We start from the raw sequence: 23704 nt of genomic DNA on the forward strand, positions 1-23704 counted from the left end.
CCCCGATCCAGACCGGAGAAAACATATGAATCGACTTGCTGGAAAGGTGGCGGTCGTCACCGGCGGCAGCAGCGGGCTCGGTCTGGCCATCGTCCGGCGCATGGCCGAGGAAGGCGCGGCAGTCGCCATCCTCGACCGTGATGCGCAGGGCGAAGCGGTGGCTGAAGCCGTTCGCAGCGCGGGCGGCAAGGCGCTGTTCGTGCAGGTGGACGTGACCGACGAGGACCGCGTCAGCGCAGCCATGCAGGCCGCCGCCACGCAGTTCGGCGCCGGGTTCAACCGAATCGACGTGCTGGTGAACAACGCCGGCATCGAGGGCGAGAACACGCCGACCGACAAGCTGGCGCTGGCCGAATGGAACCGGGTGATGGCGGTGAACGTGACGGCGGTGTTCCTGTGCACCAAGCACGCCGTACCGTACATGCGCCAGGCGGGCGGAGGCTCGATCATCAACGTGTCGTCGATCTACGGCATCGTCGGCGGCGGCGACATCCCGCCCTACCACGCCGCCAAGGGCGCGGTGCGGACGATGAGCAAGAACGACGCCCTGCTCTACGCCGCCGAGAAGATCCGGGTCAATTCCCTGCATCCGGGCTTCGTGTTCACACCGATGGTGGACCGCTATGCCAGGGACAACGGCCTGGCGCGCGACGCGGCGAAAGCGCACCTGGATGCGCTGCACCCGCTGGGCGGCACCGGGACGCCGGACGACATCGCCTGGGGCGCGGTCTACCTCGCGTCGGACGAGGCGCGCTGGGTCACCGGCTCCGAGCTCGTCATCGACGGCGGCTACACCGCACGCTGATTCCACAGGCACCGGCCGCCAGCGTGCGGCCGGCCCTGCCCCGCCCCAACAAGGACTCCCACATGAATGCCTACTACACCCAGGAAAACCACGGCCCTTACAAGCTCGTCAACATCGGCCGGCTCGAACTCGAAGAAGGTGGGGTGCTGGAAGAATGCACCCTGGCAGTCGCCACCCACGGCCAGCTCAACGACTCGCGCGACAACGCGATCCTCGTCCCGACCTGGTATTCGGGCACGAACAAGATCATGGAGCAGGTCTATATCGGGCCCGGCCGTGCACTCGACCCGGAGCGCTACTTCATCATCGTCGTCAACCAGATCGGCAACGGCCTGTCGCTGTCGCCCAGCAACGCGCCGGCCGAGATCGCCGGGCCGAAATTCCCCCGCGTGCGCATCGGCGACGACGTCCGCGCCCAGCACCGCCTGCTCACCGAGCACTTCGGCATCAAACGCCTGGCGCTGGTGGTGGGCGGCTCGATGGGTGCGCAGCAGACCTACGAATGGGCAGTGCGCTACCCCGACATGGTCGAACGCGCCGCCCCCATCGCCGGCACTGCCTGCAACACCGAGCACGATTTCATGTTCGGCGAGACCCTGATCGACACCCTCGTCACCGATCCGGCTTTCCGCGACGGCAACTACGCCGATTCCGCCGAGGTCGCGGCCGGCCTGCGCCGCCACGCCAAGCTGTGGACGGTGATGGGCTGGAGCACCGACTTCTTCCGCGGCGGCCGCCACAAGGCACTGGGCTTCGACAACATGGAGGCCTTCGTCGACCAGTTCATGACCGGCTACTTCGCGCCGATGGACCCGAACAACCTGTTGTGCATGATCTGGAAATGGCAGCGCGGCGACGTCAGCCGCAACAGCGGCGGCAATCTGGCCGAGGCACTCGGCCGCATCACGGCGAAAACCTTCGTGATGCCGATCAGCCACGACATGTTCTTTCCGCCCAACGACTGCCTGGCCGAGCAGAAGCTGATCCCCAACAGCGAATTCCGCCCGCTGAACAGCATCGACGGCCACCTCGGCCTGTTCGGCACCGATGGCAACTGCATCGCCGAACTGGACGACAACCTCCGGCAACTGCTGGGCCCCCGGCCCGACGCATGACGGGCCCACCTCCTGCCGCATCAGCAGCAGGAATTACTGGCCGCAGCCTCCAACAAAGCTGCGGTTTTTTTTATTCTTGTTCCAGCCTGATGCCGCCCGTCTTTCTCAGACAGGCTGGCGTCACGCCCATCCTGCTCCGCATCACCCGCGTCAGATGGGCCTGGTCCGAAAACCCGCACATCGCCGCGACCTGCTTGATCGCCTGCCCGTCGGTGGTCAGCAGGCGGGCCGCCCGCTCCAGGCGCCGGCGGACGACGTACTCGTGCGGCGAAACGCCGGTGCTGGCGCGGAAATGCTTCGAGAAAGTCCATACGCCGAGGCCGATCGCCTCGGCCATCTGCTCGATGGTGATGCCCTTGTGCAGATTGGCTTCGACGTATTCCTCCAGGCGGCGCATCTGCCGGGGCGCCAGCGGCCCCACCGGCGTGTCGTCGCGGATGTCGATGGCAGCGTACTTGCGGAACAGGTGGACGGCCAGTTGCAGGGCAAGGCCCTCGACGTAGATGTTGCCGCCCGGCGCGCACTGCTCAGCTTCGGCAGTGATGGCATCGACGATGCCGGTGACGATCGGGTCCTGCGCCTGCAGCACATCCTGCAGGCGGACATCGACCATGCTGCGCCCGGTGATGTCCACCGCCACCCGCTGCAGCAGCGCTCCCGAAAGATAGGTGTGGGACACGCTGATGCACTCGGTCCAGTGCCAGTGGGACATTTCCGAATGCGTTGAACAGCGAGAAATCGCCCGGCGTGCACTTCTTGCGGCTCCAGCGCCCTTCAACCTGCCGATCCATCGGCGTCTGGCCGCTGCGATAGCGGACGATCATGCAGTGATCGAGCGGCGGAACCTGCACATCCAGGCCGGTATATAGATAGGCGCGGTGAGCCACGTCCTTCCAGCCCAGCCCATCACTGGCGGACAGAACCCGCCCTGGCACCCATGTAGGCAGGTCTCTTGGAGTTATCAAGGTGCTCATTCGAAGACCATCCAGAAGCTGACCGCATTCGTTGGAAAGACCGTGGCGGACACGGAGAAACCATCAGATTACAAGAAAAACCAAATAATTTAATCAAAATTTCTGATTCATAATCACGCCTGAACCAGCCCTTGCGGACAGACGAAAAACCCTTCTGCGACACCCGGGCTCACACCGCCCAGCCTCGACTCGGGAAGCGGCCGGAGGCACACCCGGGATGCACTGCGCGGCATGCAGGCAGATGCGCCACTTCCCCGGGATGCGAACCCCGCTGCCGGACATCTGACCCGCCGGCTTGCCAGGGCAGCGCAGGCGGGAATGGCGCAGATGCACGCGTGGCTACACCAGCGTCCGTGTATCGATCCAATCCACCTGGCCGGTGCGCTGTTTAACTTCCTGGTACATGTGCGCGGTCCCGCCCGGACCGTCTGCGCCGCCGCCGTTCCACAGGCAGATGAAGTTCGCCTTGTCCGCGCCGAAAGCAAGCGCGCTGTGCAGCAGCCACAGGTTGCAGCGCTCGAACGGGTCTGCCCCTTCGGGCAACGGGCCGAGTTCGACCGGCATGACGCGCGGGCTGATCGCTGCTTCAGCCCTGAGTGCGCGGTAGCGCTGCAGCCAGGCATCGCCATTGGCCGACGGGCGAATGGAACGCTCAATGAACTCCGGCTCGTCGAACGGCAGCAGCACTTCGCAGCACACGCCGCGCCGATGGCAGGCTTCGAGGAACAGCAGGTCGCCCCCCGCGGCGGCCTGGGCCAGCGCCAGATCATCCGGGCCGGCCTGGTGGCGGTCGAGCGCCGCGGCGATCTCCCGTGCGGCGGCGGCTTCCCTGTGCGGCGGAAAGCGCGGGCTGGGGCGGTCCGGAGCGTCGATCATGTGGCCGCTGAACAGGAACACCCGCCGCGGCGGCCGGCTGCGGGCACGCAGCAGCCTGTCGCTCGCCCGCTTGAATGTGGCGGCTTCGGACTCCGCTGCCGAACGAGACTCGGGCCCGTTTTCGCAATCCCGCTGGCCGGACGAAGGTTCGCATTGCGCCATCAGACAACCTCGCATGGTCGCCCGGACCGGGGACCGCCCCCTTCCGCCGACGACGCGCCCAATCTGCCATGATGCACGCGCCGTAACAAACCAGGAAAGCCCTCATCAGGACGGGCCTCCTGCCCGCGCAAGGCAGCGCTCAGTGTTTCCCCTGCGCCGGCTCCCCGCCGTCCGCCGGCCGGCGCAGGAACAGCGCGGCGATGAGCGCCGTGACCAGCATGATGGCCGCGCCGATCAACGCGTTGACATGCAGCGCCGCCGAAAACGCTTCGCGCGCGACATGCAGCAGCGCAGCGCCGGTCTCGCCCGGCAGCCGCTCCGCCGCGCCGAGTGCGCCGCCCAGGGTATCGACCGCAGACGCAGCGAGTTCGGCCGGCAGTCCTTCGGGCAACCCGGCCAGCATGCGGCCGCGGTAGATCGCCGCGCCGACGCTGCCGATGATCGCGATGCCCAGCGCCATGCCGAGCTCGGTGGCGGTCTCCGAGGTGGCGGCGGCAGCGCCGGTCTTGGCCGGCGGCGCGGCGCCGACCACCAGGTCGGTGCCCAGGATCATCATCGGCATCACGCCGACGCCCAGCACCGAGGTGCCGCCGACCAGCAGCCACAGCGAGGCCGGGCCGCCCACCAGCATCATCGCGACGAAGCCCGGCAGCGCCAGCAGCAGGCCGGCGCTGACCAGCCGATGCGGCGGATGGCGGCGTGCCAGCCGGGGCACCCACATCGAGGCGAGCACCTGCAGCAGCGCCGGCGGCAGCATGACGATGCCGGCATCGAGCGGCGACAGGCCGAGCACGCCCTGCAGGTACTGGAACACCATCAGCCAAGTGCCGGACAGCGCCAGGATGGTCAGCAGCATTGCCGCCACCGACACCGAGAAGCCGCGGTTGGCAAACAGGCCGAGATCGAACATCGGCTGCGCCAGGCGGCGCTGGCGGCGCACGAACAGCAGACCGATGACCAGCCCGAGCAGCACCGCCGCCAGCGCGGCGAGCGTCACACCGTCGCGCGCGACCGATTTGATGCCGAAGATCACCGCCAGCACCATGCTTATCGACAACAGCGCGCTCGGCAGGTCGAGCGGGCCGGCCGCGTCGTCGCGGAATTCCGGCAGCAGCAAGGGGCCGGCGACCAGCAGCACCAGCATCACCGGCACGCCGAGCAGGAACACCGATCCCCAGGGGAAATATTCGAGCAGCACGCCACCCACCAGCGGGCCGATCGCGCTGCCGACGATGAAGCCGGTCATCCACACCGTGATCGCCACCGTGCGTTCGCGCTCGACGTGGAACATGTTGCGGATCAGGGACAGCGTTGACGGCATCAGCGTGGCGCCGGCGATGCCGAGCAGCGCCCGGGTGGCGATCAGCATCGCCGCCGTGGCCGACAAGGCCGCCAGCACCGAGGCCACACCAAAGGCGAAGGCGCCGGCCAGCAGCAGGCGGCGCCGGCCGATGCGGTCGCCCAGCGTGCCCATCGTGACCAGGAAGCCGGCGATCATGAAGCCGTAGATGTCCAGGATCCACAGCAGCTCGCTGCTGCTCGGCCGCAGGTCGGCGCTCAGGTGCGGCGCGGCCAGGTGCAGCACCGTCATGTCCAGCGCCAGCAGCAGCGTCGGCAGCACCAGCACGGCCAGGCCCCACCATTCGCGGCGGGTGGCGGGACGGGGCGGCATGGCGGAGACGGGCGGAGGCGAGGACATGGAGGCAGGCTACGAAAACGGAGCGCGGATTATCGCGCCCGGATGATGACAGTGCCACCAGCCCGCCGCAGGGCTGGCCACCCCCTGCCCTCAGTCACGCCGGGCATTCAGCATATCGACGTACAAGGCCTCGACCTGCGCGCGGGCCCAGGGCGTGCGGCGCAGGAACTTGAGGCTGGAAGCGATGCTGGGCTCGTGGGTGAAGCAGCGGATCGCCACGCGGCGGCCGAGCCCGGCCCAGCCGTAGTGCTCGACCAGCGCATGGAGCAGATTTTCGAGGGTGATGCCGTGCAGCGGGTTGTCGGGCTGAGTGCTCATGCGGATATCCATCAATGATCGAGTTGCAGCGCGGCGAGCCGGGCGTAAAGGCCGCCCTGGCGGCGCAGGTCGGCCGGCGTGCCGACTTCGACGATGCGCCCGCCGTCGAGCACGACGATGCGGTCCACCCGCTGCACCGTCGCCAGGCGGTGGGCGATGACCAGCGTGGTGCGCCTATGCATCGCCGCATCCAGGCCCTGCTGCACCAGAATCTCGGATTCGGCGTCGAGCGCACTGGTGGCTTCGTCGAGCAGCAGCAGGCGGGCGTCCTTGAGAATGGCGCGGGCGATCGCGATGCGCTGGCGCTGGCCGCCCGACAGACGGGTGCCGCGCTCGCCGAGGAAAGTGCCATAGCCTTCAGGCAGGCGGGCGATGAAATCGTCGGCGCCGGCCGCACGCGCGGCTGCGCGCACCGCCTCGTCGTCGGCGTCGGGTCGGCCGTAGCGGATGTTGTCCAGCGCGCTGGCGGAGAAGATCACCGGGTCCTGCGGCACGATCGCGATGTCCTGCCGCAGCGCGCGCAGCGCCAGCGAGCGGATGTCCTGGCCGTCGATCAGGATGGCGCCGGCCGAAATCTCGTAGTAGCGCAGCAGCAGCTGGAACAGGGTGGTCTTGCCCGCGCCGGACGGGCCGACCAGCGCCACACGCTCGCCGGCCGCGATCTCCAGGCAGACGTCGTCGAGCGCTCGTACTTGCGGCCGCGCCGGGTAGGCGAAACCGACGTGGTCGAAGCGGATCGCCATCTGCGGCAGGCGCCGCGGCACGGCCGGCACCGCAGCGTCGCGGATCGCCGGCTCGGCCTGCAGCAGTTCGAGCAGGCGGCCGGTGGCGCCGGCCGCGCGCATGACGTCGCCCCAGACTTCGGCCAGCGTGCCCGCGCCGCCGGCGACCAGCGCCGCGTACAGCACGAAGGCGGCGAGCTCGCCGGTGCTCAGCTCACCGGCATGCACCTGCTGCGCGCCGACCCACAGCACGAAGATGATGCTGCCCATCACCGCGGCGATGATCAGCGCGGTCAGGCCCGCCCTCGTCCGGGTGCGGCGGATCGCGGCGAGAAAACCCGTCTCGCTGCGCTCGGCGAAGCGGCGCGCCTCCGCCGCCTCCTGGGTGAAGGCCTGCACCGTGGGCATGGCGTTGAGGATCTCGCCGGCCAGCGCCGAGGCGTCGGCGATGCGGTCCTGCGATTCGCGCGACAGCTGTCTGAGCCGGCGCCCGATCAGCACGATCGGTACCGCGAGCACCACCATCAGGCCGAGATTGAGTGCGAACAGGCCGAAGCTGGTGACCGCCAGCATCACCATGCCGCCAAGGAACTGGAACAGGCTGCGCAAGCCCATCGACACCGAGCTGCCGACCACGGTCTGGATCAGCGTGGTATCGCCGGTCAACCGCGACAGCACTTCGCCGGTCTGCAGGGTCTCGAAAAACTGCGGCGACTGGCCGAGCACGCGTGCATAGACCGCGTTGCGCAGGTCGGCGGTGACCCGCTCGCCGATCCAGGACACGGTGTAATAGCGGGCCGCCACCACCATGCCCCAGAACGCCGCCAGTACGAACAATTGCAGGAAATGGCCGTCGAGCGCGGTTGCCGTTTCCGCTCCACCGGCGCTGCCGAAGCCGAAATCCACCAGGTCGCGGAAAGTCAGCGGCACCAGCAGCAGCGTGGCCGAGCCGAGGCACAGCAAGACGAAGGCCAGGACGATGCGCGCGCGGTACGGGCGCAGGAAAGGCAGCAGTCCGCTCAGCGCCGACAGGCGGCGCGGCGGCGTATCGGCAGGCATGGGAGCAGCGCCGGGCTGCACGGGGGATGACGCGGTCGATTCGGGCATGCCCGATTATCGTCGATCAGGCCCCTGCCGTGCCTGCCGATCCCGGCAGGCAAGCTCAGCGCAGGCCGGCCGCCTCGTACGCCCGCCGGAGCTGGGCGACGTTGCCCAGCAGCGCCGACGGGCCGGCGCCGCCCATCAGGTACCAGCCCTTGGGATCGAGGAACACCACCTGCCCCTTCTGCCCGGCCGCCGTGCCCTTGATCTGGGCGTTGTCGAACACCTTCTGCGACGGGATGATGTCACCGCCGCCCGCGGCCTGGCCGGTCGCGGTGTTGCGGTCGATCACGTAGATCCATTGAGGGTTCAGCTTGACCAGGTCGTCGAAGGTGTAGGCGGTGCCTTGCGGCGGCAGATCCTCGCTGCCGACGGCCGACTTCGCCCCCAGCACGTCGAACAGGAAGCCGAAGCGCGAACCCGGCACCTGCGGGATGATCTTCTCGTTGATCGCCATCAGCAGCAGACCCGGCTCGGCCTGGCCGGCGAGGCGGCGCAGGTCGGCCACTTCGCGGTCGATGCGCTCGGTCAGGGCCTTGCCCTCGGCCTGCCTGCCGAACAGGCCGGCCAGCATGCTCACGTTGCGCTTGATGTCGCCCAGCATCTGCTTGCCGTCGATGGACATATCCAGTGTGGGCGCAATCCGGCTCAGGGTCTCGAGGCTGGCGCTGGAACGGCCGCCGACGATGATCAGGTCGGGCTTGATGCTGCTCAGTGCTTCATAGTCCGGCTCGAACAGGCTGCCGGCAACGGCGTAGCGGCTGGCGTAGTCCGCCAGGTAACCAGGCATCTGCGCCTTGGGGCCGCCTGCCACCGGCACGCCCAGGGCCTGCAGCGCATCCAGTGCGCCCAGGTCATACACCACCACGCGCCTGGGCGCGGTGGGCACTTCGGCCGTGCCCTTGGCGTGCGTCAGCACCACCGTCGCGGGCTGGGCGGCCAATGCGGGCATGGTCATGCTGCAGGTGGCGGCGAGGATCGCGCCCGCCAGGACGCGGCGGCGGACGAGGGAAAGGCGGTTGCTCATGCGATGGCTCCTTGCACAATACGGTCATACGAAAAAACGGCGCCAGCCGGTGCAGGGGCTGGCGTCGCACAGCGCGGGCCCGCTGCCCACGCGCAGGAACGGGAGGGTCAGAACATCGTCCGCACCGAGAACGAGAAGGTCCTCGGCTCGCCCAGCGCCAGGCTGTTTGACCAGTACACTTCGTCCGTGATGTTCTGGATGCTGAAGTTGAAGCTCGTCGGGTATTGCCCGATCCTCGTCGCATACCTGACACCGGCGTCGAACAAGGTGTAGGACGGCACCACGTCGGTGTTCATGTCGTCCTGGTATTTCTTGCCGGTGTAATAGGCGCCGCCCGACACCGACAGGCCCTTGACGGTCGGCACGCTGTATTCGGCAAAGATCTTTGCCATGACCCTGGCCGCGCCGGTCGGCTTCTTGCCTTCCAGCGCGCTGTTGGTGGCCTTGTCGATGCTCAGATCCATCAAGGTGCCGCCGGCGATGATGGTCAGGTCGTCCGTCACCTTGCCGGTGATGCCGAGTTCGATGCCCTGGTGGACCTGCTCGCCGTCCTGCGTCCGCGTCGGCTTCGGCGTGGTCTGGATGTCGTAGGCGTTGGCCTTCTCGATCCTGAACAGCGCCGAGTTGATCGACACCCGGTCGTTCAGGGTGTACTTCGCGCCGATTTCGTACTGCTTGCTGACGTAGGGGTCCAGCACCTCGTTTTCGTTCAGGTAGGTGCTGCCGACGACCGAGCCGGCCTCCAGGCTCTCGATGTAGGTCGCATAGGTGGTCAGCTCGCTGAACGGCTTGTACATCAGCGACAGCGTCGGCGTCAGCGCTGATTCGTCGTACTTGACCCGCGAGCGGTAGTTCTCGCTCATCGTCGTCGCATAGTTGAAGCCGACCAGCGCGGACCAGCGCTCGTTGAAGACGATGTCGTCGCCGATCAGGATGTTGTCGTATCTGACCTTCGAGCTCGCCGTCCTCGGCGACTGCCCCACACTGCCCCAGGTACTGGGCCTGGGGTAGTTCCTGAACTCGTCGAGCGTCATGTCGACCGGGATCTGGTAGCTCCTCGAATTGTCCGTGCTGCTGATCGTCTTGTCGGACGACGAGGAGTAGCCCACCGTCAGCGTGTGCGAGATGCCGAAGGTCTCGAACCTGGAATCCAGGTAGGCGCTGATGCCCTTCTTCTCGTTCTCCTGCAGGGCGTAGTCGCCGAACCAGGAGGTCGCCAGCACCTTCCTGTCCAGGTACCGCATGCGGGCGTCGCCGCCGGTTTTCTCGACTTCTTCGTAGAGCAGGTTGGTCCGCAGCGTGAAGACCTCGTTGATGTCCCACCTGATGCCGCTCTCGATCCTGTTCGAGGTGAATTCCTGCACCAGCCAGTCGGGCGTGTGGCTGCGGTTCCGGCTGATGCCGCTGCGGTCGATCTGGCCCCCGGTCGCCCAGAAGATCGTCGGTCCCGGCGCTTCGGTGTCCTTGTAGCTGTAGCGCAGGTCGGCATAGAAGTCGTCCGTCGGCTTCCAGTCGAACACCAGGCTGACCGCCTTCTGCTTCTTCTCTTCCTTCCTGCTGGTTTCACCGCCCTGATTGAACAGGCTGAAGCGGTAGCCGAAGACATCGTTGTCGTCGAACTGCCCGCTCAGTTCGGCATGGCCGAAATACGAACTGCCGCCATAGCTGCCGGCGGCTACGCTTCTCCGGGTGTCGATCGTCGGCTTCTTGGTGACGTAGTTCACCGCACCGCCGACACGCCCGCCGCCATACAGGAAACCGGTCGCGCCGTTGATCATCTCCACGCGCTCGATGTCCTGCATCATCGGCGTGCCGGCAATCCGGCTTGCATAAGGGATGCCGTTGATGATCGGGAAGTTGACCTGGAACCCGCGCATCGTCACCCACAGGTTGTCGGTGGCATCGCTGGCGATGCTCGCCGTTTCCTGCGTCGTCGGATTCATCTTGAAGATCTGGTTCATGTCCTTGGCGATCACGTTCTCGATCAGATCGCCCGATATGATGCTCATCGAATAAGGCGTGTCCTGCAGGCTTCTTTCGCCCCAGATCCCCACGCCGGTGATGCTCTTGACGAGGTAGCCGTCCTCCGCGCTGCCGTTCTGTTCGGCCCTGACCGTGACGGCAGGCAACTGGGCGACACCGGATTCGGTTGCCGCCGCAGTCTGCGCCTGGGCCGCTGCCGATGTCAGCATCGCAAGCGCGACGAGGTTCAGGCACAGGACGGGCGGCTTGACGGCGCTGGCGGCCTGCCGTGCGTATTTCTGGCTCTCTGGGTGGGCCATCGGAATATCTCCATTCGTTGGGGGGCAGGAAGTACGGAGGGGCGGGCTTCCTGGCCGGGAGAATTCCGGTTTGGTGGCTGGCTGGTCAGTACATTAAAAAATGATAATCATTGTCATTTTCAATATCAAGTCATGAAATGCGAAATACATTCTTGCGCGCTCGCCCGGAGCGAGCCTGGGGGCATCCGCTGCATGAGCTCTGCCGGGCAGGCCTCAGCGCAGCAGGAATGGGAGGGGTAGCGATGCTGCAGGGGGTAGCCGGGGACTCGGCTCAGCAGCCGAGCAGATCGACAAGCAGTTGCGGCCTGTGATGCAGGAACCCCTGGCCGATGGTGATGCTCGTCTGCTCCAGGAGATAGCCGTTTTCTTCAGCGGTCTCGATTCCTTCGGCAACGATCGACATGTTGAGCGCCGCGCCGAGCGACTCCACCGCACGCAGGATGATCTGGTTGCGCGGCCGCTGATGAATCGACGATACCAGCGAGCGGTCGAGCTTGAGCTCGTCGACGGTCAGCTCCGCCAGCTTTGCCAGAGACGAATAGCCGGTCCCGAAGTCATCGATCGAAATGGCCACGCCGACGTTGCGCAACGCGGGCAGCACATGGGTCTGGAAGGGGCCGGTCGCGGCGAAGGACTCTTCCGTCAGTTCCAGGATGAAGCGCCCTGCCTGCCCCGAGTCGGAAAGCTGCCGGAGCAGCGTCTGCATGAATGGGATGCTGGTCGTCTGCGCTGGAGACACGTTGACGCTGTACCTGATGTCCGATCCGAACCTGGCGTCGAGGAGCGGCAGGTTCTGCAGCAGATCCACCATCACCTGCGCCGAGATTTCGTCCAGCAGGCCGAGCCGCGAGGCAGTCGGCAGAAAATGGCCCGGCCCATGGACGACGCCTTCTGCATCGACCCAGCGTGCCAGCGCCTCGAAGCCGACGACGCACCCGGTTCTGATGCTGATTTTCTGCTGCAGCGCACAGCGGAACTCACCGGCGGCGACAGCCTCCTTGATGCGCTGCTCGAGAATCAGCCGATCGTCCGCTTCGCGCCCCAGGTCGCGGGTGAAGAACGACAGGCGGCCTTTGGCCGAGGTCTTGGCCTGATACATGGCCAGGTCAGCGTGGCGTCGCAGCGTTTCGTAGTCCCTGCCGTGCTCCGGATAGAACGCGATCCCGATCGATGCCGACGGCTTGATCTGCGCCCCCTCGACCGACAGCGGCTGCCTGATGCGGTCCAGGATGCGCTCGACGATCCGGGCGACACCGCTCTGCTCGCCCGCGGGATCGAGCACGATGACGAACTCGTCGCCACTGATGCGGCCGAAAACGTCGGTACGCCTGATCTCGGCCTGCACACGGCGGGCGATCTCCTGCAGCAGCACGTCTCCCACCACGTGGCCATGCATGTCGTTGACCCGCTTGAACTCGTCGAGATCGATGAAGGCCAGCGCCAATTGGTTCGACTCGCTGTCCGGCCCGCCCCATTGCTTGCGCCCGATCATCTGATCGACGAGTTCTCGGACGTAGGCCCGGTTCGGCAGCCCCGTGAGCTGGTCGTGGTTGGCGCGGAAACGCAGCGCCTCCTGACTTGCCTCCAGCTCTTCGGCCAGATCCTTCAGGCGCCGGCTTTCCGCCTTGCTCAGGCTGGCCTGGCGGGCGGCGAAGGCATGCGAAGCCAGCAGCGAGAACTTGCGCGCGAGCGCGACGTGCGACCGATCGAAACCAGCCTGGTCCAGGCTGCGCAACAGGATCATCAGGCCGCGGCTGCCGGGGACCGCCAGGGGAAAATAGAGCGCCGGCTGGTCGCACGAGATTTCCGGCGTCAGCTCCGCCGGCCAGGCATCGCCCCCCACACCCGGCACCGTGGAAATGATGCGCCCGGAGAGCGCCTTCCGGAACAGCTTGCCGGCAGGCCAGATCGAACCGATCGCCACCGGATGGCTCGACGCGATGCATTCCAGTTGTTCACACCCCTCGCCCGGCTCGACGAGGACGATCGCATGGGAGAACTCGAAGACCGGCATCAGGGCAGCGAAGACGCCGTCGAACGGGTCGTCGTCGCCATTCGCGCCGAGCATCGCCTCCAGCGCGTTCAGCAGAAGCTTGGCGTGCGTCGTCTCGATGCGCAGGATATCCAGTTCCCTGCGCATGTCGACCAGCGTTTCCCGCAGGCCTTCCGAATCTTCAGTCACCGTCTCGCACCCTCATTTTCCAAAGGCGATGGCCGAGATCATCAGGTTGCCATGGGCATTCCTGCCCAGGATGCTGCCCTGTTCGCCGAACGTGAAGCAGCCCAGGAAAGGCGCGCCGTCGAAGCTCGACGAGACCGCGCGCGACACCTTCGGCATTTCGTTGCCCACGGCAAGCATGCAGCCCGCGCAGTAGATGATCAGGCCGCCTGCCAGGCTGGCCGGTCCGCCAGGCAGCGTCGATGCAGCCGCAGCGGCGACCTTGCCCGCGCGCTCGACGAGGTTCGCCCTGTTGCCCCGCATGCCGAAGAGCCGCGTGCCCTCCTCAAGCGTGGCGAAGGTCGCCAGGCTTCCATCCGCCAGGATCCGGTTCGGGTGGATCAGCAGATAGTGGGAGATGTCGCCGATCTTCCCGACTTCGACGCCGACCGGGGACATGGCCGTGTCGATCATGATGTTGCCGCCGCTGGCGATCTTCCGGCCCAGCGCGCCGCCAAGCCAGCGGTTATAGACCTCGGCGGCCGGCTCCCCGTCGATGCTGACGAGCTGGCGCCCCCGGGTGCTTGCGCCGGTATCGCCTTCATCGGCGGCGCCGTCGCCCACCTGCGTCACGATCCCGCTCTCGCCGCTGGGCTCGTAGCCGCCCTGGAAGGCGAAGCCAATGCCGCCGGACGAGAACAGCACGCCGACCACCAGGCCGTCGCTCATCAGCCCGGCGGGTCCGAGCTGGCTCCACTTGCCAACGATGTCATCGTCCGCCGAGCTGCCGCCGACTATCGGGCAGCGGTCGCCGACGACGCGGCGAAGGCCGTCCAGCACGGCCTCTTCCTGCCCCGGCGCCTGGTAGATCCATATCAGCTCCGGCAGCTCTCCGGCGCAGCCTGCCGCCGCCAGCGCTTCGTGAAGTGCCTGTTCCGCGCAGTCGGCAGCATCGCCCCTCAACCGGACGGCAGCCGTACCGTAGTCGCCATCCGGATCTTCGACGAGCAGCAGCCCGATGGAATTCTCTCCTCCCAGGCCGTCTTCGCTCATGACGCCGCTGCACGAAGTCCCCCCGAGTATCGCGGCAGCGGGAAACCTGTCACGCACGAAAGCCCAGATCGCCTCGTCGTCATGCACGCAGCCATAGAAGACACAAAGAAAATCGGGCTCGATCGGCGCACTTTCCATTGCCGTCGAAAGTTCCGACAGCACGTCTGCGGTCGTATCGCCCGCAGAGACATAGGACCTCACTTGCACCATAAAGAGCGACTCCGTCCCCAGACTTTCAGAATATTTGATTTGGTTTTTTCAATGTATCACGCGCCAGCAGGCCTTAATGCGTACATTTCTCACGGCGGCGGCCAAGCGTGGGCCATGGACGGCACTGCCAGAGCTGGCTGGCATGCGGGTTGCTTCAAAGGGATCGTTATGAAGATCCATGAACAAGTTCATACGAACCCGCTGCACTCCGCCAGCGGACAGTGGCCGATGCATCGTCTCCCGCCGGGCCCGCAGCCGACCGCACGCATCGCAACGGTGCGCAAGCGCCCCGTTCCGGTGCATCGCCTGAGTTTCGCGCACCCGTGCCGAGCCTGAGCAGGCCGCACCCGCCGAACACCACCGGCCACACCGCCAGCGCAACACCCACGCGGCGCCCAGGCATGCAATTCGATTTTCCGGAACCCGCACCATGACCATGAAGAACCGCGCCCGCCTCACCCGAATCCTTCTCGCTGCCCTGCTGGCGGCGCTCGGCACAAATGCGCCGGCCCACACCGTCTGGCTCGAACGCGAGGCCTCCGCCGGGCCGTACCGCATCGTCTTCGGCGGCCACGAAGGCAGGACCGAATCCTATGACGCAAGCAAAGTCGGTCCATTGAACGCATTCACTGCCGACGGCCACGCGCTGCCGGTCTCGCGCAGCGAAACCGGTGACGGCGTGCTGGCCCACGTCAACGGCGATGCCGCGGTGATGCTGCTGAGCTTCGACAACGGCATCTGGAGCCGGGCGGAAGGCGGGCGCAGCATCGAGAAGCCGATGAACGAGGTGCCCGGCGCCACCAGCGGCGTACATGCGGTGAAGTACCACAAGACCATCGCGCACTGGAGCAAAGCCGCAACCCGCGCCTGGGGCCAGCCCTTCGAACTGGTGCCTGCCGATACTGCAGCGCCGCGCGCCGGCGTGCCGCTGAAGCTGCGCGTGCTGATCGACGGCAAGCCGGCAGCAGGCGTCGGTGTCGCGGCCGGCGAGGAAGGCGGCCCCGGCACCGTCAGCGACGCCGAGGGCTTCGCCACGATCGTGCCGCAGGCGGGCTTCAACCGCATCTGGGCGGGGCGGCGCAGCGAGGTGAAAGGCGATCCGCGCTGCACCACGCTGTCCATCGAATACCTGCTCGGCTTCGACGCGGAGCCGCAGCGATGAAGAACGCCCTTGCCGCCCTCCCTGCCATCCTGCTCGGCAGCGCCCTGCTCGCCGCCGGCCCGGCGCTCGCCCATGGCCTGTGGCTCAGCGTCCACGCCGAGGGTGAGGCGGTGGTAGGCCAGGCCCGCTACTCGGACCAGACGGCCGCTGCCGGCCTGTTCGTCGAACATCCTCGACCCCGCCACCGGCGCGACGCTGGCCCAGGGCAGCAGCAGCGCCGACGGGCGCTTTCGCATCGGCGTGCCGCCGCTGCCGCGCTACCGGGTGGTGGTCGAAGGCGACGAAGGCCACCGCAGCGAAGCCGAAGCGCTACGTGTGGAGAGCGGAGCGGCGGCAGCAGCCGACGCCGATGCCTTGCGCCTGCTGCGCGAGGACATCGCGCGCCTCGAGCAGCGCATCCGCCTGCAGGATATTCTCGGCGGCATCGGCTACATCCTCGGCCTGGCCGGACTGAGCGCCTGGTTCATGGCGCGGCGGAGGGCATGATGCATCTGGCAGACGGCGTCCTGGGCGCACCAGTGCTTCTTGCCAGTGCCGCGCTGTCGGCGGCCGGCGTGGCAATCGGGCTGCGCAGCCTGCGCGAGGACAGGCTGCCGCTGGCGGCGCTGCTCGGCGCGGCCTTCTTCGTTGCCAGCACCATCCACGTGCCGGTCGGCCCGAGCAGCGTGCATCTGGTGCTCAACGGCCTGGCCGGACTGCTGCTGGGCTGGGCGGTGTTCCCGGTACTGTGCGTGGCGCTGCTGCTGCAAGCGGCGCTGTTCTCCTTCGGCGGCTTCGCCGTGCTCGGCGCCAATCTGCTGGCGGTCGCGCTGCCCGGTGTTGCTGCACACTACCTGCTGCGCGGCCAGCTCGGCCCGGCGGCGACACAGCGCCAGGCCATGCTGGCAGGTGCAGCCAGCGGCGTGATCGGCATCGGCGGCGCCGTGCTGATGATCGGCAGCCTGCTGGCAATGTCCGGCGGCCGCAGCTTCGGCGAGCTGATCGTGCTGTTCAGCCTCGCCCATCTGCCGGTGATGGCGGTGGATGCAGCGATCGGCGCCTTCACCGTGGCCGCGCTGCTGCGCATGCTGCCGCAGTCGCTGGCACCGGTGCAGTCATGAACGCGCTGCCAATGCCCGCATCGCCGCGATGGCCGCGCCTGCGCCTGGCCGCGGCGGTCGGTGCCAACCTGGCCATTTCGATGCTGTCCAGCCACGCCTGGTTGTTGGCCGCCGTCGCATGCGGCGCGACGGTGATGGCAGCGGCGCTGTGGCGCAGCAGCGATCGCTGGCGCCTGCTGCGCCGCCTGCTGGCGGTCAATGGCTTCGTCGCCTTGCTGTGGCTGAGCCTGCCCTGGCAGCTCGGTGCCGACGGCATCACCGTCTCTGCCGCCGGACGCGAACTCGCGCTGCAGATTTCATTGCGCACCAACGCGATCGCACTGTTCTGCCTCGGGCTGCTCGACGGCCTGGATTCCTTCGCCATCGGCCGCGCCGCCGCCGGGCTCGGCCTGCCGGCCCGCATGGCGCGGCTGCTGGCGCTGATGGTGCGCTACTTCGGCCTGCTCGCCGGCAGCCGCCGGCGGATCGAGCGTGCGATGCGCGCGCGCGGCTTCCGCCCGGGCATGAACCTCCGCACGCTGCGGGTCAGCGCCCAGCTGGTGGCGCTGCTGCTGGTGCAGGCCATGCTGCGGGCCGAGCGCGTCGAAGTCGCCATGCGCGCGCGCGGTTTCCGCACATGAACACGCCGCTGATCGAGGTGCGCGGCCTGGCGGTGGCGCGCCGCGGCCGCAGCGTGCTCGGCGGCCTCGACCTCGAGCTGCACGCGGGCGAACGCCTGTTCGTGCTCGGCCCCTGCGGTGCGGGCAAATCCACGCTGCTGCATGCGCTGCTCGGCTTCGTGCCGGCGGCCTCCGGCAGCATCCGCCTGCTCGGCCGCGACTGCCGCCGCGAGTCCGATTTCGCACCGCTGCGCGGCCCGCTGGGCATGCTGTTCCAGGACAGCAACGACCAGCTGTTCGGCCCGACGGTGATCGAGGACGCCGAGTTCGGTCCGCTCAACCAGGGCCTGGGCGCGACCGCTGCCCGCGCCCGGGCGCAGGAAGCGCTGCTGCGCGTCGGCATCGCCGGTCTGGCGCAGCGGCCGGTGCACGAATTGTCCGGCGGCCAGCAGCGCCTCGCCGCACTGGCCGGCGTGCTGGCGATGCAGCCCCGGGTGCTGCTGCTGGATGAACCCACTGCCGCGCTCGATGACGCCAGCGCAGCGCGCATCACCGCGATCCTGGCCGACAGCGGACTGCCGATGATCGTCGCTTCGCACGACGAGCCCCTGGTCACGGCGCTCGCGACCCGGCGCATCGTCCTCGACGCTCCTGCCACCGACATCTGAAGACACGCCGACAACCCATGGAACGCATCACCATTTCACTCGACAAGGAACTGGCCGGCGCCTTCGACGCCCTGATCGCCGAACGCGGCTACAGCAGCCGCTCGGAAGCGATGCGCGATCTGCTGCGCCGCGAACTCGAATCGAGCCGCCTTCGCGACGAGGCCGGCGGCGAATGCGTGGCGACGTTGAGCTACCTCTACCGGCATCACGAACGCGCGCTTGCCGAACGCCTGGCCCGGCTTCAGCACGAGCACCACGATCTCACGGTGTCCACACTGCACGCCCATCTCGACCACGACGACTGCATCGAATGCGCGATCCTGCGCGGGCCGGGCACCGCGGTGCGCCGCTTCGCCGAATCGATCATGGCCGAAAGCGGTGTGCGCCACGGCAGCCTGAACCTGATCGGCGTCGAGGTCAGCGCCTCGGCACATGCCCATGGCGAAGAGCACTCCCACGGGCATCCGCACAGCCCCCGCCATGTGCACTACCGCCCCCGCAGCTGAACATCAGCATTCGCGTATAAGCGCTATCAAGCAAGACATGGCAGATGAGGCGCAGGCACCACTACACTTCGGTCCAGCATACGAATCGGCCATCCGCTGCCGTGGCAGCCTGCCTCGGCGGTGCCGCGCAAGGGCCGAACAACATCTATCGGGAGATTCGCATGAGCTACGAAATCCGTTCGATCCTTTACGCCTCCGACCTCACTCCGCGTTCACCGGCGGTGTTCCACCACGCCGTCGGCCTGGCGATGAAGTTCAACGCCAAGCTGCACGCCATCACCGTCACGCTGCCCTCGACCAGCCTGCCCTACGACGACTTCCTGACGCCGGAGAAACTGGACGAGATCAAGCTGGCCGGCCACAAGAAGGCCGAAGCCCTGCTGCGCCACCGCATCGACGTCTTCGCCGAAGCCAACCCGGATCTCGACGTCAAGGGCGTGCTCGCCAGCGTGCGCGCGCTCGAAGGCGACGCCTCGCGCCGCATCCTGGACGTATCCAAGCACGTGCTGGCCGACATGATCGTCATTGGTTCGCGCGGCCACAGCACGATCGGCGAACTGCTGCTGGGCTCGGTCGCCCACAAGGTGACGATGAAGGCCGACGTGCCGGTGGTGCTGGTGCCGATCGACCGCTGATCCATCCTGGCTACCCGGCAGGCCGGCGCGCTCCGGCCTGCACGTAAGTACGTGCCGCCGCCCGCTCAGAGCGCAACCGGCACGCTGACCGCCGCATCGGCGCCGGCACCCGCGTCGATGCCCGCGACGTCGATCGGAGGCAGCCCGCCGTCCAGGTCGCGGGCAGCGTCCTCGCTGTCGCGGATCATCGCCTCGATGGCTTCCGCGTCCTTGCGCGCTTCCTTGTCGTTTTTCGCCGCGTGGCGAACCATCGCCAGCAGGGCCTTCAGCTCGCGGATCGCATCCTGGATCAGCCTGGCGTCATCCTCACGCTGCTTGAGTTCTCGCTGGCGCTCGGCACGGCTTTCCTCGGCGGCGCCGCGTATCTGCTGTGCGGCCTCCTGCGCGGCTTCCTCGCCATCCACCGACTCGTCGGCGGAAAGCTGCTCTGCGTCGTCCGCGGTGGCGGCCACGGCAGTGGCCGCCAGTTTCTCCGCTTCCGGGCCGGCTTGATCCGCATCCGGGGCGGCCGTTTCAGGCGGCGCGGCGGCGACCACCTGCGCCGCCGCCGCGACAGCGTCCGTCTGGCTCGCGCCCCCCGCTGCATCGGCGCTTGCGCCGGATGTTGCGGCAGGCTCGCGCGCGCCTTCCGCGGCAGCTACCACGCCGCCGACGTTCACCGCCGAGCCGCCATCGCCACCGCCGCCTTCCTTCAGGGTGCCGGCAGCCTGCTTCAGCTCGCTGGCCAGTTGCTTGAGCTCGCGCAGCACGGCCTTGGAAACCAGCGGGCCCATCTTGGCGACCAGCTCCTTCAGTACCTCGATGCGCTGCTTGATCTGTCCGATGCGCTCGCGCGCGCCAGCCTTGCGTGCCTCGCGCATGCTGTTGACGCCCTTGCTGAACGCCGCCGACAGGCTCTGGGCAGCCTGCATCTGCTTCTTCGCGGCATTGCTGATGGTGACGTACACGGAAGGCACGACAACCCTTTCCACGCGTTTCGCCTCCGCGTCGGCAACACGCGAACCCACCGTCGGCGCGCCGCCGGTGGGTTCGCGGATGGATGCCGCCCTGGCCCAGACACCCTGGGGGCTCAGCGGAGAAGTCATGCCATGTGCTCCATGGTTCTTGATGGCGAAAAACTGCTCTGCGTTAACGGCACAAAGCGGAAATTTTTGAGCTGCCGCAGGGATATTTTTCCTGGCTGGGCGCGGCCTCTTGCACCCTTACGTTGACGGCATGATGCGGCGGCCGCAGTCGGACAGCAGCCTGCGCAGCCAGCGGTGGCCGGTCGAATGATGATTGCGCTCGTGCCACAGCTGGTAGAAGCGCATCGGCGGGAAGGGAATCGGCGACGGCACGATCGCCAGTTTCAGCAGGTTGGCGTAGAACTGGGCGAAGTGCCGGGTGGTGGTGAACACCAGGTCGGTGTTCTGCAGCAGATAGGGGGCGGCGGTGAAGGACTGCGCCACCACGCGCTCGTCGCGGTTGATGCGCATCGACGCCAGCACGCTGTCGATCACGCCGCGCTGGCTGATCGAGTACGGCATCGGCACCACGTGCGCGGCCCGCATGTAGTCCTCGACCGACATGCCCTTGCGCACCAGCGGATGGCCGGCCGACATCAGGCAGACGATCTCGTCCTCGAGCAGCATCGACAGGTGCATGCGATGCGGCGGTTCCGGCCAGTTGCCGATCACGACGTCCAGATCGCCCTCGGCCAGCGAGCGCTCGAAATCGAAGTTCGGCCCCAGCGCATGCAGCGTCAGCCGCGCCTGCGGCGCTTCGCGGCGGAAGCGCTCGGCGACGCTGGCCATGAACATCGGCGCCAGATAGTCGGGCGAACCGATGCGGAACTCGTGGCGGGTGGTGTGCGGCTCGAAGGACTCCGGCGCATCGACCATGCGATCGATCTCGGCCAGCGCCCCCTTGGCATGCGACATCAGCGCCAGCGCGCGCTCGGTCGGCACCATGCCGCCCTTCTCTCGCACCAGCAGCGGGTCGCCCAGGATGTCGCGCAGGCGCTTCAGCGCGGCGCTGACGGCTGGCTGCGACTGGTTCATGCGCAAGGCCGTGCGCGACACGCTGCGCTCGGCGATCAGCAGCACGAAAACTCGCAGCAGATAGGTATCCAGCGGATCGTCCCCGCGCCTCAGCGTCATGATTGGCCTCCTCGTGTTGTTTTATAAGCGACAGGATATATGACTTATAAAAACATATCGCTTTCGTTAACAAAAGCCGGGCTTACACTGAGTCTCACACGATCCAGGTTTCACCCCGTTCCTCTCCCTTCCACCGTACAGAATCAGGAGCTTTCGACATGGGACGCCTCACCACTCACGTACTCGACACCGCCAACGGCAAACCCGGCCAGGGCATCTCCGTCATCGTCTATCGCCTCGACGGCGAACGCCGCGAAGTGGCACGCACCGTCACCAACCACGATGGCCGCTGTGACCAGCCGCTGCTCGAAGGCGCCGCCCTCGAAGCCGGCAAGTACGAAATCATCTTCGGCGCCGGCGACTATTTCCGCGCCCAGGGCCAGAACCTGCCCGAGCCGCTGTTCGTCGACGAAGTCGCGCTGCGCTTCGGCATCGCCGACACCGGCGCGCACTACCACGTGCCGCTGCTGGTGTCGCCGTGGAGCTATTCCACCTATCGCGGCAGCTGAGCCCCTCCTGATCTCTCGCCCCGCCCCGCCCCGACAACCATAACCACTACATAGAGACACGAGATCATGGAAGCCTACCTGCTCGACTGGGCCAACCTGCTGGTCCGCTGGGTACACCTGATCGCAGGCATCGCCTGGATCGGCGCATCCTTCTACTTCGTCATGCTGGACAACGCGCTGAAGCCGCCGAAGGACCCGGAAGCCACCAAGCGCGGCGTGTTCGGCGAACTGTGGGCAGTGCACGGCGGTGGTTTCTACCACAGCCAGAAATACCTCACCGGCCCCAAGCATGAGCCGCTCAGCAACGATCTGCACTGGTCGAAATGGGAGGCCTACAGCACCTGGCTGTCCGGCATGGGCATGCTGGCCATCGTGTATTGGATCGGCGCTTCCAGCTACCTGATCGACAGCAACGTGATGGCGCTCACCCCCGCTGCCGCCATCGGCATCTCGATCGCCTTCCTGGCGGTCGGCTGGGTGTTCTACGACATCCTGTGCCGCAACATGGTCGGCAAGGACGGCCTGCTGGTGACGATCGTGTTCGTCTTCATCATGATCGCCAACTACGTGCTGCACCAGGTGTTCTCGGCCCGCGGCGCCTACATCCACGTCGGCGCGATGATCGGCACGATGATGGCGGCCAACGTCTTCTTCCACATCATTCCCGGGCAGAAGAAGATGGTCGAGCAGATCCGCAAGGGCGAAGCGGTCGATCCGATGCCCGGCATCGTCGGCAAGCAGCGCTCGGTGCATAACACCTACTTCACGCTGCCGGTGCTGTTCATCATGATCAGCAACCACTACCCGATGACCTATGCCAACCCCAACGGCTGGCTGATCCTCGGCGTGATGATGATGGCCGGCGTGCTGATCCGCCAGTTCTTCGTGCTGCGCCACCGCGGCCAGGTCAAGTGGTGGCTGCCCGCCGCAGGTGCCGCGCTGATCCTGATGCTGATCGTGCTGATGGCGCCGAAGCCGGTCGATGCGAGCGGCGAGAAGGTGAGCTTCTCCACCATCCGGAACGTGATGAACCAGCGCTGCGTGACCTGTCACGCTGAAAAGCCCACCTACGAAGGCTTCGTGCAGGCACCCAAGGGCGTGATGCTCGAAACGCCGGAACAGGTCGGCCAGCACGCAGCCAAGATTGCCGAAACCGTCGCCAGCGGCTACATGCCGCTCGGCAATCTGACCGGGATCACCGACCAGGAGCGCGAGGCCGTCGCCATCTGGCACGCCCAGGGCGCCTCCACCGCCAACTGAACATCCAGCACGCGCGGACTTCGCCCGCGTGTGCCCGGACTGGCATTCCACCCACGAGGGAAGAGACAAATGACCAACCAGACCTCCTCTCCAGCGACCGGCACCGACGCCGCGCTGGCCGAACTGTCACGCCTGCCGCAGGACGCCTTCGTCACCCGCCTCGACGGCATCTTCGAACATTCGCCCTGGATCGCCGAGCGCGCCTGGAGCGCCGGCCCCTTCACCAGCGTCGATGGACTGCACGCCGCGATGTGCCTGGTGGTGGATAACGCCGCCCAGTCCGAACAGCTCGCGCTGATCTGCGCCCACCCGGAGCTGGCGGGCAAGGAAGCCGAGGAAGGCACGCTGACCACCGCCTCGACCGGCGAGCAGCGCGGCGCCGGCCTGGACCAGTGCAGCAAGGAAGAACTGCAGCGCCTGCGCGACCTGAACAAGGCCTACCGCGAACGCTTCGGCTTCCCCTTCGTGATCGCGGTCAAGGGCCTGACCCGCTACCAGATCATGGACGGCGTCGAAGCCCGCCTCGCCAACGACCGCAATACCGAATTCCGCACCTGCCTGAAGGAAATCGGCAAAATTGCCCGTTTCCGCCTGGATGCACTGTTCGCCGCCCAAGGCTGAACAC

Annotated in this window: 23 protein-coding genes; 12 read left to right on the forward strand and 11 right to left on the reverse strand. The window is 67.0% G+C overall.

All coding sequences use genetic code 11. The features are described 5' to 3' along the window. Positions 1-25 precede the first annotated feature (25 nt). Together QM748_RS08830 and QM748_RS08835 are read left to right on the forward strand one after the other, a co-directional pair. The gene (locus tag QM748_RS08830) at positions 26-805 is read left to right on the forward strand and encodes an SDR family NAD(P)-dependent oxidoreductase (protein ID WP_415246614.1); all 780 of its coding nucleotides are present in this window, start codon (positions 26-28) and stop codon (positions 803-805) included. Positions 806-867: 62 nt separating this feature from the next. After that, complete coding sequence (locus tag QM748_RS08835; RefSeq protein ID WP_415246615.1) at positions 868-1920, forward strand: alpha/beta fold hydrolase; 1053 nt, start codon at positions 868-870, stop codon at positions 1918-1920. 70 nt (positions 1921-1990) lie between these two features. Here the strand turns inward: QM748_RS08835 and QM748_RS08840 are convergent, their stop codons facing one another. The 9 genes from QM748_RS08840 to QM748_RS08880 all read right to left on the reverse strand — a co-directional run bounded on the left by QM748_RS08840 (position 1991) and on the right by QM748_RS08880 (position 14454). Then, complete coding sequence (locus QM748_RS08840; RefSeq protein WP_415246616.1) at positions 1991-2632, reverse strand: helix-turn-helix domain-containing protein; 642 nt, start codon at positions 2630-2632, stop codon at positions 1991-1993. A 601-nt stretch (positions 2633-3233) separates the two neighbouring features. Beyond that, positions 3234-3932, reverse strand: a complete 699-nt coding sequence (locus QM748_RS08845; RefSeq protein ID WP_415246617.1) for a hypothetical protein — start codon at positions 3930-3932, stop codon at positions 3234-3236. A 139-nt stretch (positions 3933-4071) separates the two neighbouring features. Continuing rightward, the gene (locus QM748_RS08850) at positions 4072-5631 is read right to left on the reverse strand and encodes an MFS transporter (protein ID WP_415246618.1); all 1560 of its coding nucleotides are present in this window, start codon (positions 5629-5631) and stop codon (positions 4072-4074) included. Between the two features lie 90 nt (positions 5632-5721). Continuing rightward, positions 5722-5949 carry a VF530 family DNA-binding protein gene (locus QM748_RS08855; RefSeq protein WP_415246619.1) on the reverse strand — a complete coding sequence of 76 codons (228 nt, stop codon included), beginning with the start codon at positions 5947-5949 and terminating at the stop codon, positions 5722-5724. Positions 5950-5960: 11 nt separating this feature from the next. Further along, positions 5961-7730 (reverse strand): ABC transporter transmembrane domain-containing protein, encoded by a 1770-nt coding sequence (locus QM748_RS08860; protein WP_415246620.1) that lies wholly within the window; start codon positions 7728-7730, stop codon positions 5961-5963. Between the two features lie 103 nt (positions 7731-7833). After that, a complete protein-coding gene (locus QM748_RS08865) occupies positions 7834-8799 on the reverse strand; it encodes a siderophore ABC transporter substrate-binding protein (RefSeq protein WP_415246621.1) in 966 nt (321 codons plus the stop codon). Between the two features lie 107 nt (positions 8800-8906). Further along, on the reverse strand, positions 8907-11081 hold the full coding sequence (locus QM748_RS08870; RefSeq protein WP_415246622.1) for a TonB-dependent siderophore receptor: 2175 nt from the start codon (positions 11079-11081) through the stop codon (positions 8907-8909). Positions 11082-11352: 271 nt separating this feature from the next. Further along, positions 11353-13263, reverse strand: coding sequence for a putative bifunctional diguanylate cyclase/phosphodiesterase (locus QM748_RS08875; RefSeq protein ID WP_415246623.1), 1911 nt, complete (start codon positions 13261-13263; stop codon positions 11353-11355). Positions 13264-13275: 12 nt separating this feature from the next. After that, positions 13276-14454, reverse strand: a complete 1179-nt coding sequence (locus QM748_RS08880) for an FIST signal transduction protein (RefSeq protein ID WP_415246624.1) — start codon at positions 14452-14454, stop codon at positions 13276-13278. A 478-nt stretch (positions 14455-14932) separates the two neighbouring features. Between QM748_RS08880 and QM748_RS08885 the strand changes: the two genes are divergently transcribed. The 7 genes from QM748_RS08885 to QM748_RS08915 all read left to right on the forward strand — a co-directional run bounded on the left by QM748_RS08885 (position 14933) and on the right by QM748_RS08915 (position 19172). Next, entirely contained in the window at positions 14933-15664 is a 732-nt protein-coding gene (locus QM748_RS08885) for a DUF4198 domain-containing protein (RefSeq protein ID WP_415246625.1), read from the forward strand. A gap of 240 nt (positions 15665-15904) precedes the next feature. After that, entirely contained in the window at positions 15905-16150 is a 246-nt protein-coding gene (locus tag QM748_RS08890) for a hypothetical protein (protein WP_415246626.1), read from the forward strand. Then, positions 16147-16764: a cobalt transporter CbiM gene (gene cbiM, locus QM748_RS08895; protein WP_415246627.1), complete on the forward strand. Its 618-nt coding sequence runs from the start codon at positions 16147-16149 to the stop codon at positions 16762-16764. The genes QM748_RS08890 and cbiM overlap by 4 nt, the downstream gene beginning before the upstream one ends. Further along, on the forward strand, positions 16761-17384 hold the full coding sequence (locus QM748_RS08900) for an energy-coupling factor transporter transmembrane component T family protein (protein ID WP_415246628.1): 624 nt from the start codon (positions 16761-16763) through the stop codon (positions 17382-17384). The genes cbiM and QM748_RS08900 overlap by 4 nt, the downstream gene beginning before the upstream one ends. Continuing rightward, a complete protein-coding gene (locus QM748_RS08905) occupies positions 17381-18031 on the forward strand; it encodes an energy-coupling factor ABC transporter ATP-binding protein (protein WP_415246629.1) in 651 nt (216 codons plus the stop codon). Before QM748_RS08900 ends, QM748_RS08905 begins: the two co-directional genes overlap by 4 nt. A 17-nt stretch (positions 18032-18048) precedes the next feature. Further along, positions 18049-18537 carry a nickel-responsive transcriptional regulator NikR gene (gene nikR / locus QM748_RS08910; RefSeq protein ID WP_415246630.1) on the forward strand — a complete coding sequence of 163 codons (489 nt, stop codon included), beginning with the start codon at positions 18049-18051 and terminating at the stop codon, positions 18535-18537. A 161-nt stretch (positions 18538-18698) separates the two neighbouring features. Next, a complete protein-coding gene (locus QM748_RS08915) occupies positions 18699-19172 on the forward strand; it encodes a universal stress protein (protein ID WP_415246631.1) in 474 nt (157 codons plus the stop codon). 65 nt (positions 19173-19237) lie between these two features. On the opposite strand, the gene QM748_RS08920 is transcribed toward QM748_RS08915, so the two are convergent. Then, positions 19238-20257 carry a hypothetical protein gene (locus tag QM748_RS08920; RefSeq protein ID WP_415246632.1) on the reverse strand — a complete coding sequence of 340 codons (1020 nt, stop codon included), beginning with the start codon at positions 20255-20257 and terminating at the stop codon, positions 19238-19240. Positions 20258-20374: 117 nt separating this feature from the next. Then, the gene (locus QM748_RS08925; protein WP_415246633.1) at positions 20375-21310 is read right to left on the reverse strand and encodes a LysR family transcriptional regulator; all 936 of its coding nucleotides are present in this window, start codon (positions 21308-21310) and stop codon (positions 20375-20377) included. Positions 21311-21468: 158 nt separating this feature from the next. On the opposite strand from QM748_RS08925, the gene uraH reads away from it, so the two are divergent. The 3 genes from uraH (at position 21469) to uraD (ending at position 23700) form a co-directional block, all read left to right on the forward strand. Then, positions 21469-21819, forward strand: coding sequence for a hydroxyisourate hydrolase (gene uraH, locus QM748_RS08930; RefSeq protein WP_415246634.1), 351 nt, complete (start codon positions 21469-21471; stop codon positions 21817-21819). Between the two features lie 66 nt (positions 21820-21885). After that, entirely contained in the window at positions 21886-23079 is a 1194-nt protein-coding gene (locus QM748_RS08935; RefSeq protein WP_415246635.1) for a urate hydroxylase PuuD, read from the forward strand. A gap of 69 nt (positions 23080-23148) precedes the next feature. After that, positions 23149-23700 carry a 2-oxo-4-hydroxy-4-carboxy-5-ureidoimidazoline decarboxylase gene (uraD, locus tag QM748_RS08940; protein WP_415246636.1) on the forward strand — a complete coding sequence of 184 codons (552 nt, stop codon included), beginning with the start codon at positions 23149-23151 and terminating at the stop codon, positions 23698-23700. Positions 23701-23704 lie beyond the last annotated feature (4 nt).

This window comes from Thauera sp. (assembly GCF_047601425.1).
Lineage (GTDB): Bacteria > Pseudomonadota > Gammaproteobacteria > Burkholderiales > Rhodocyclaceae > Thauera.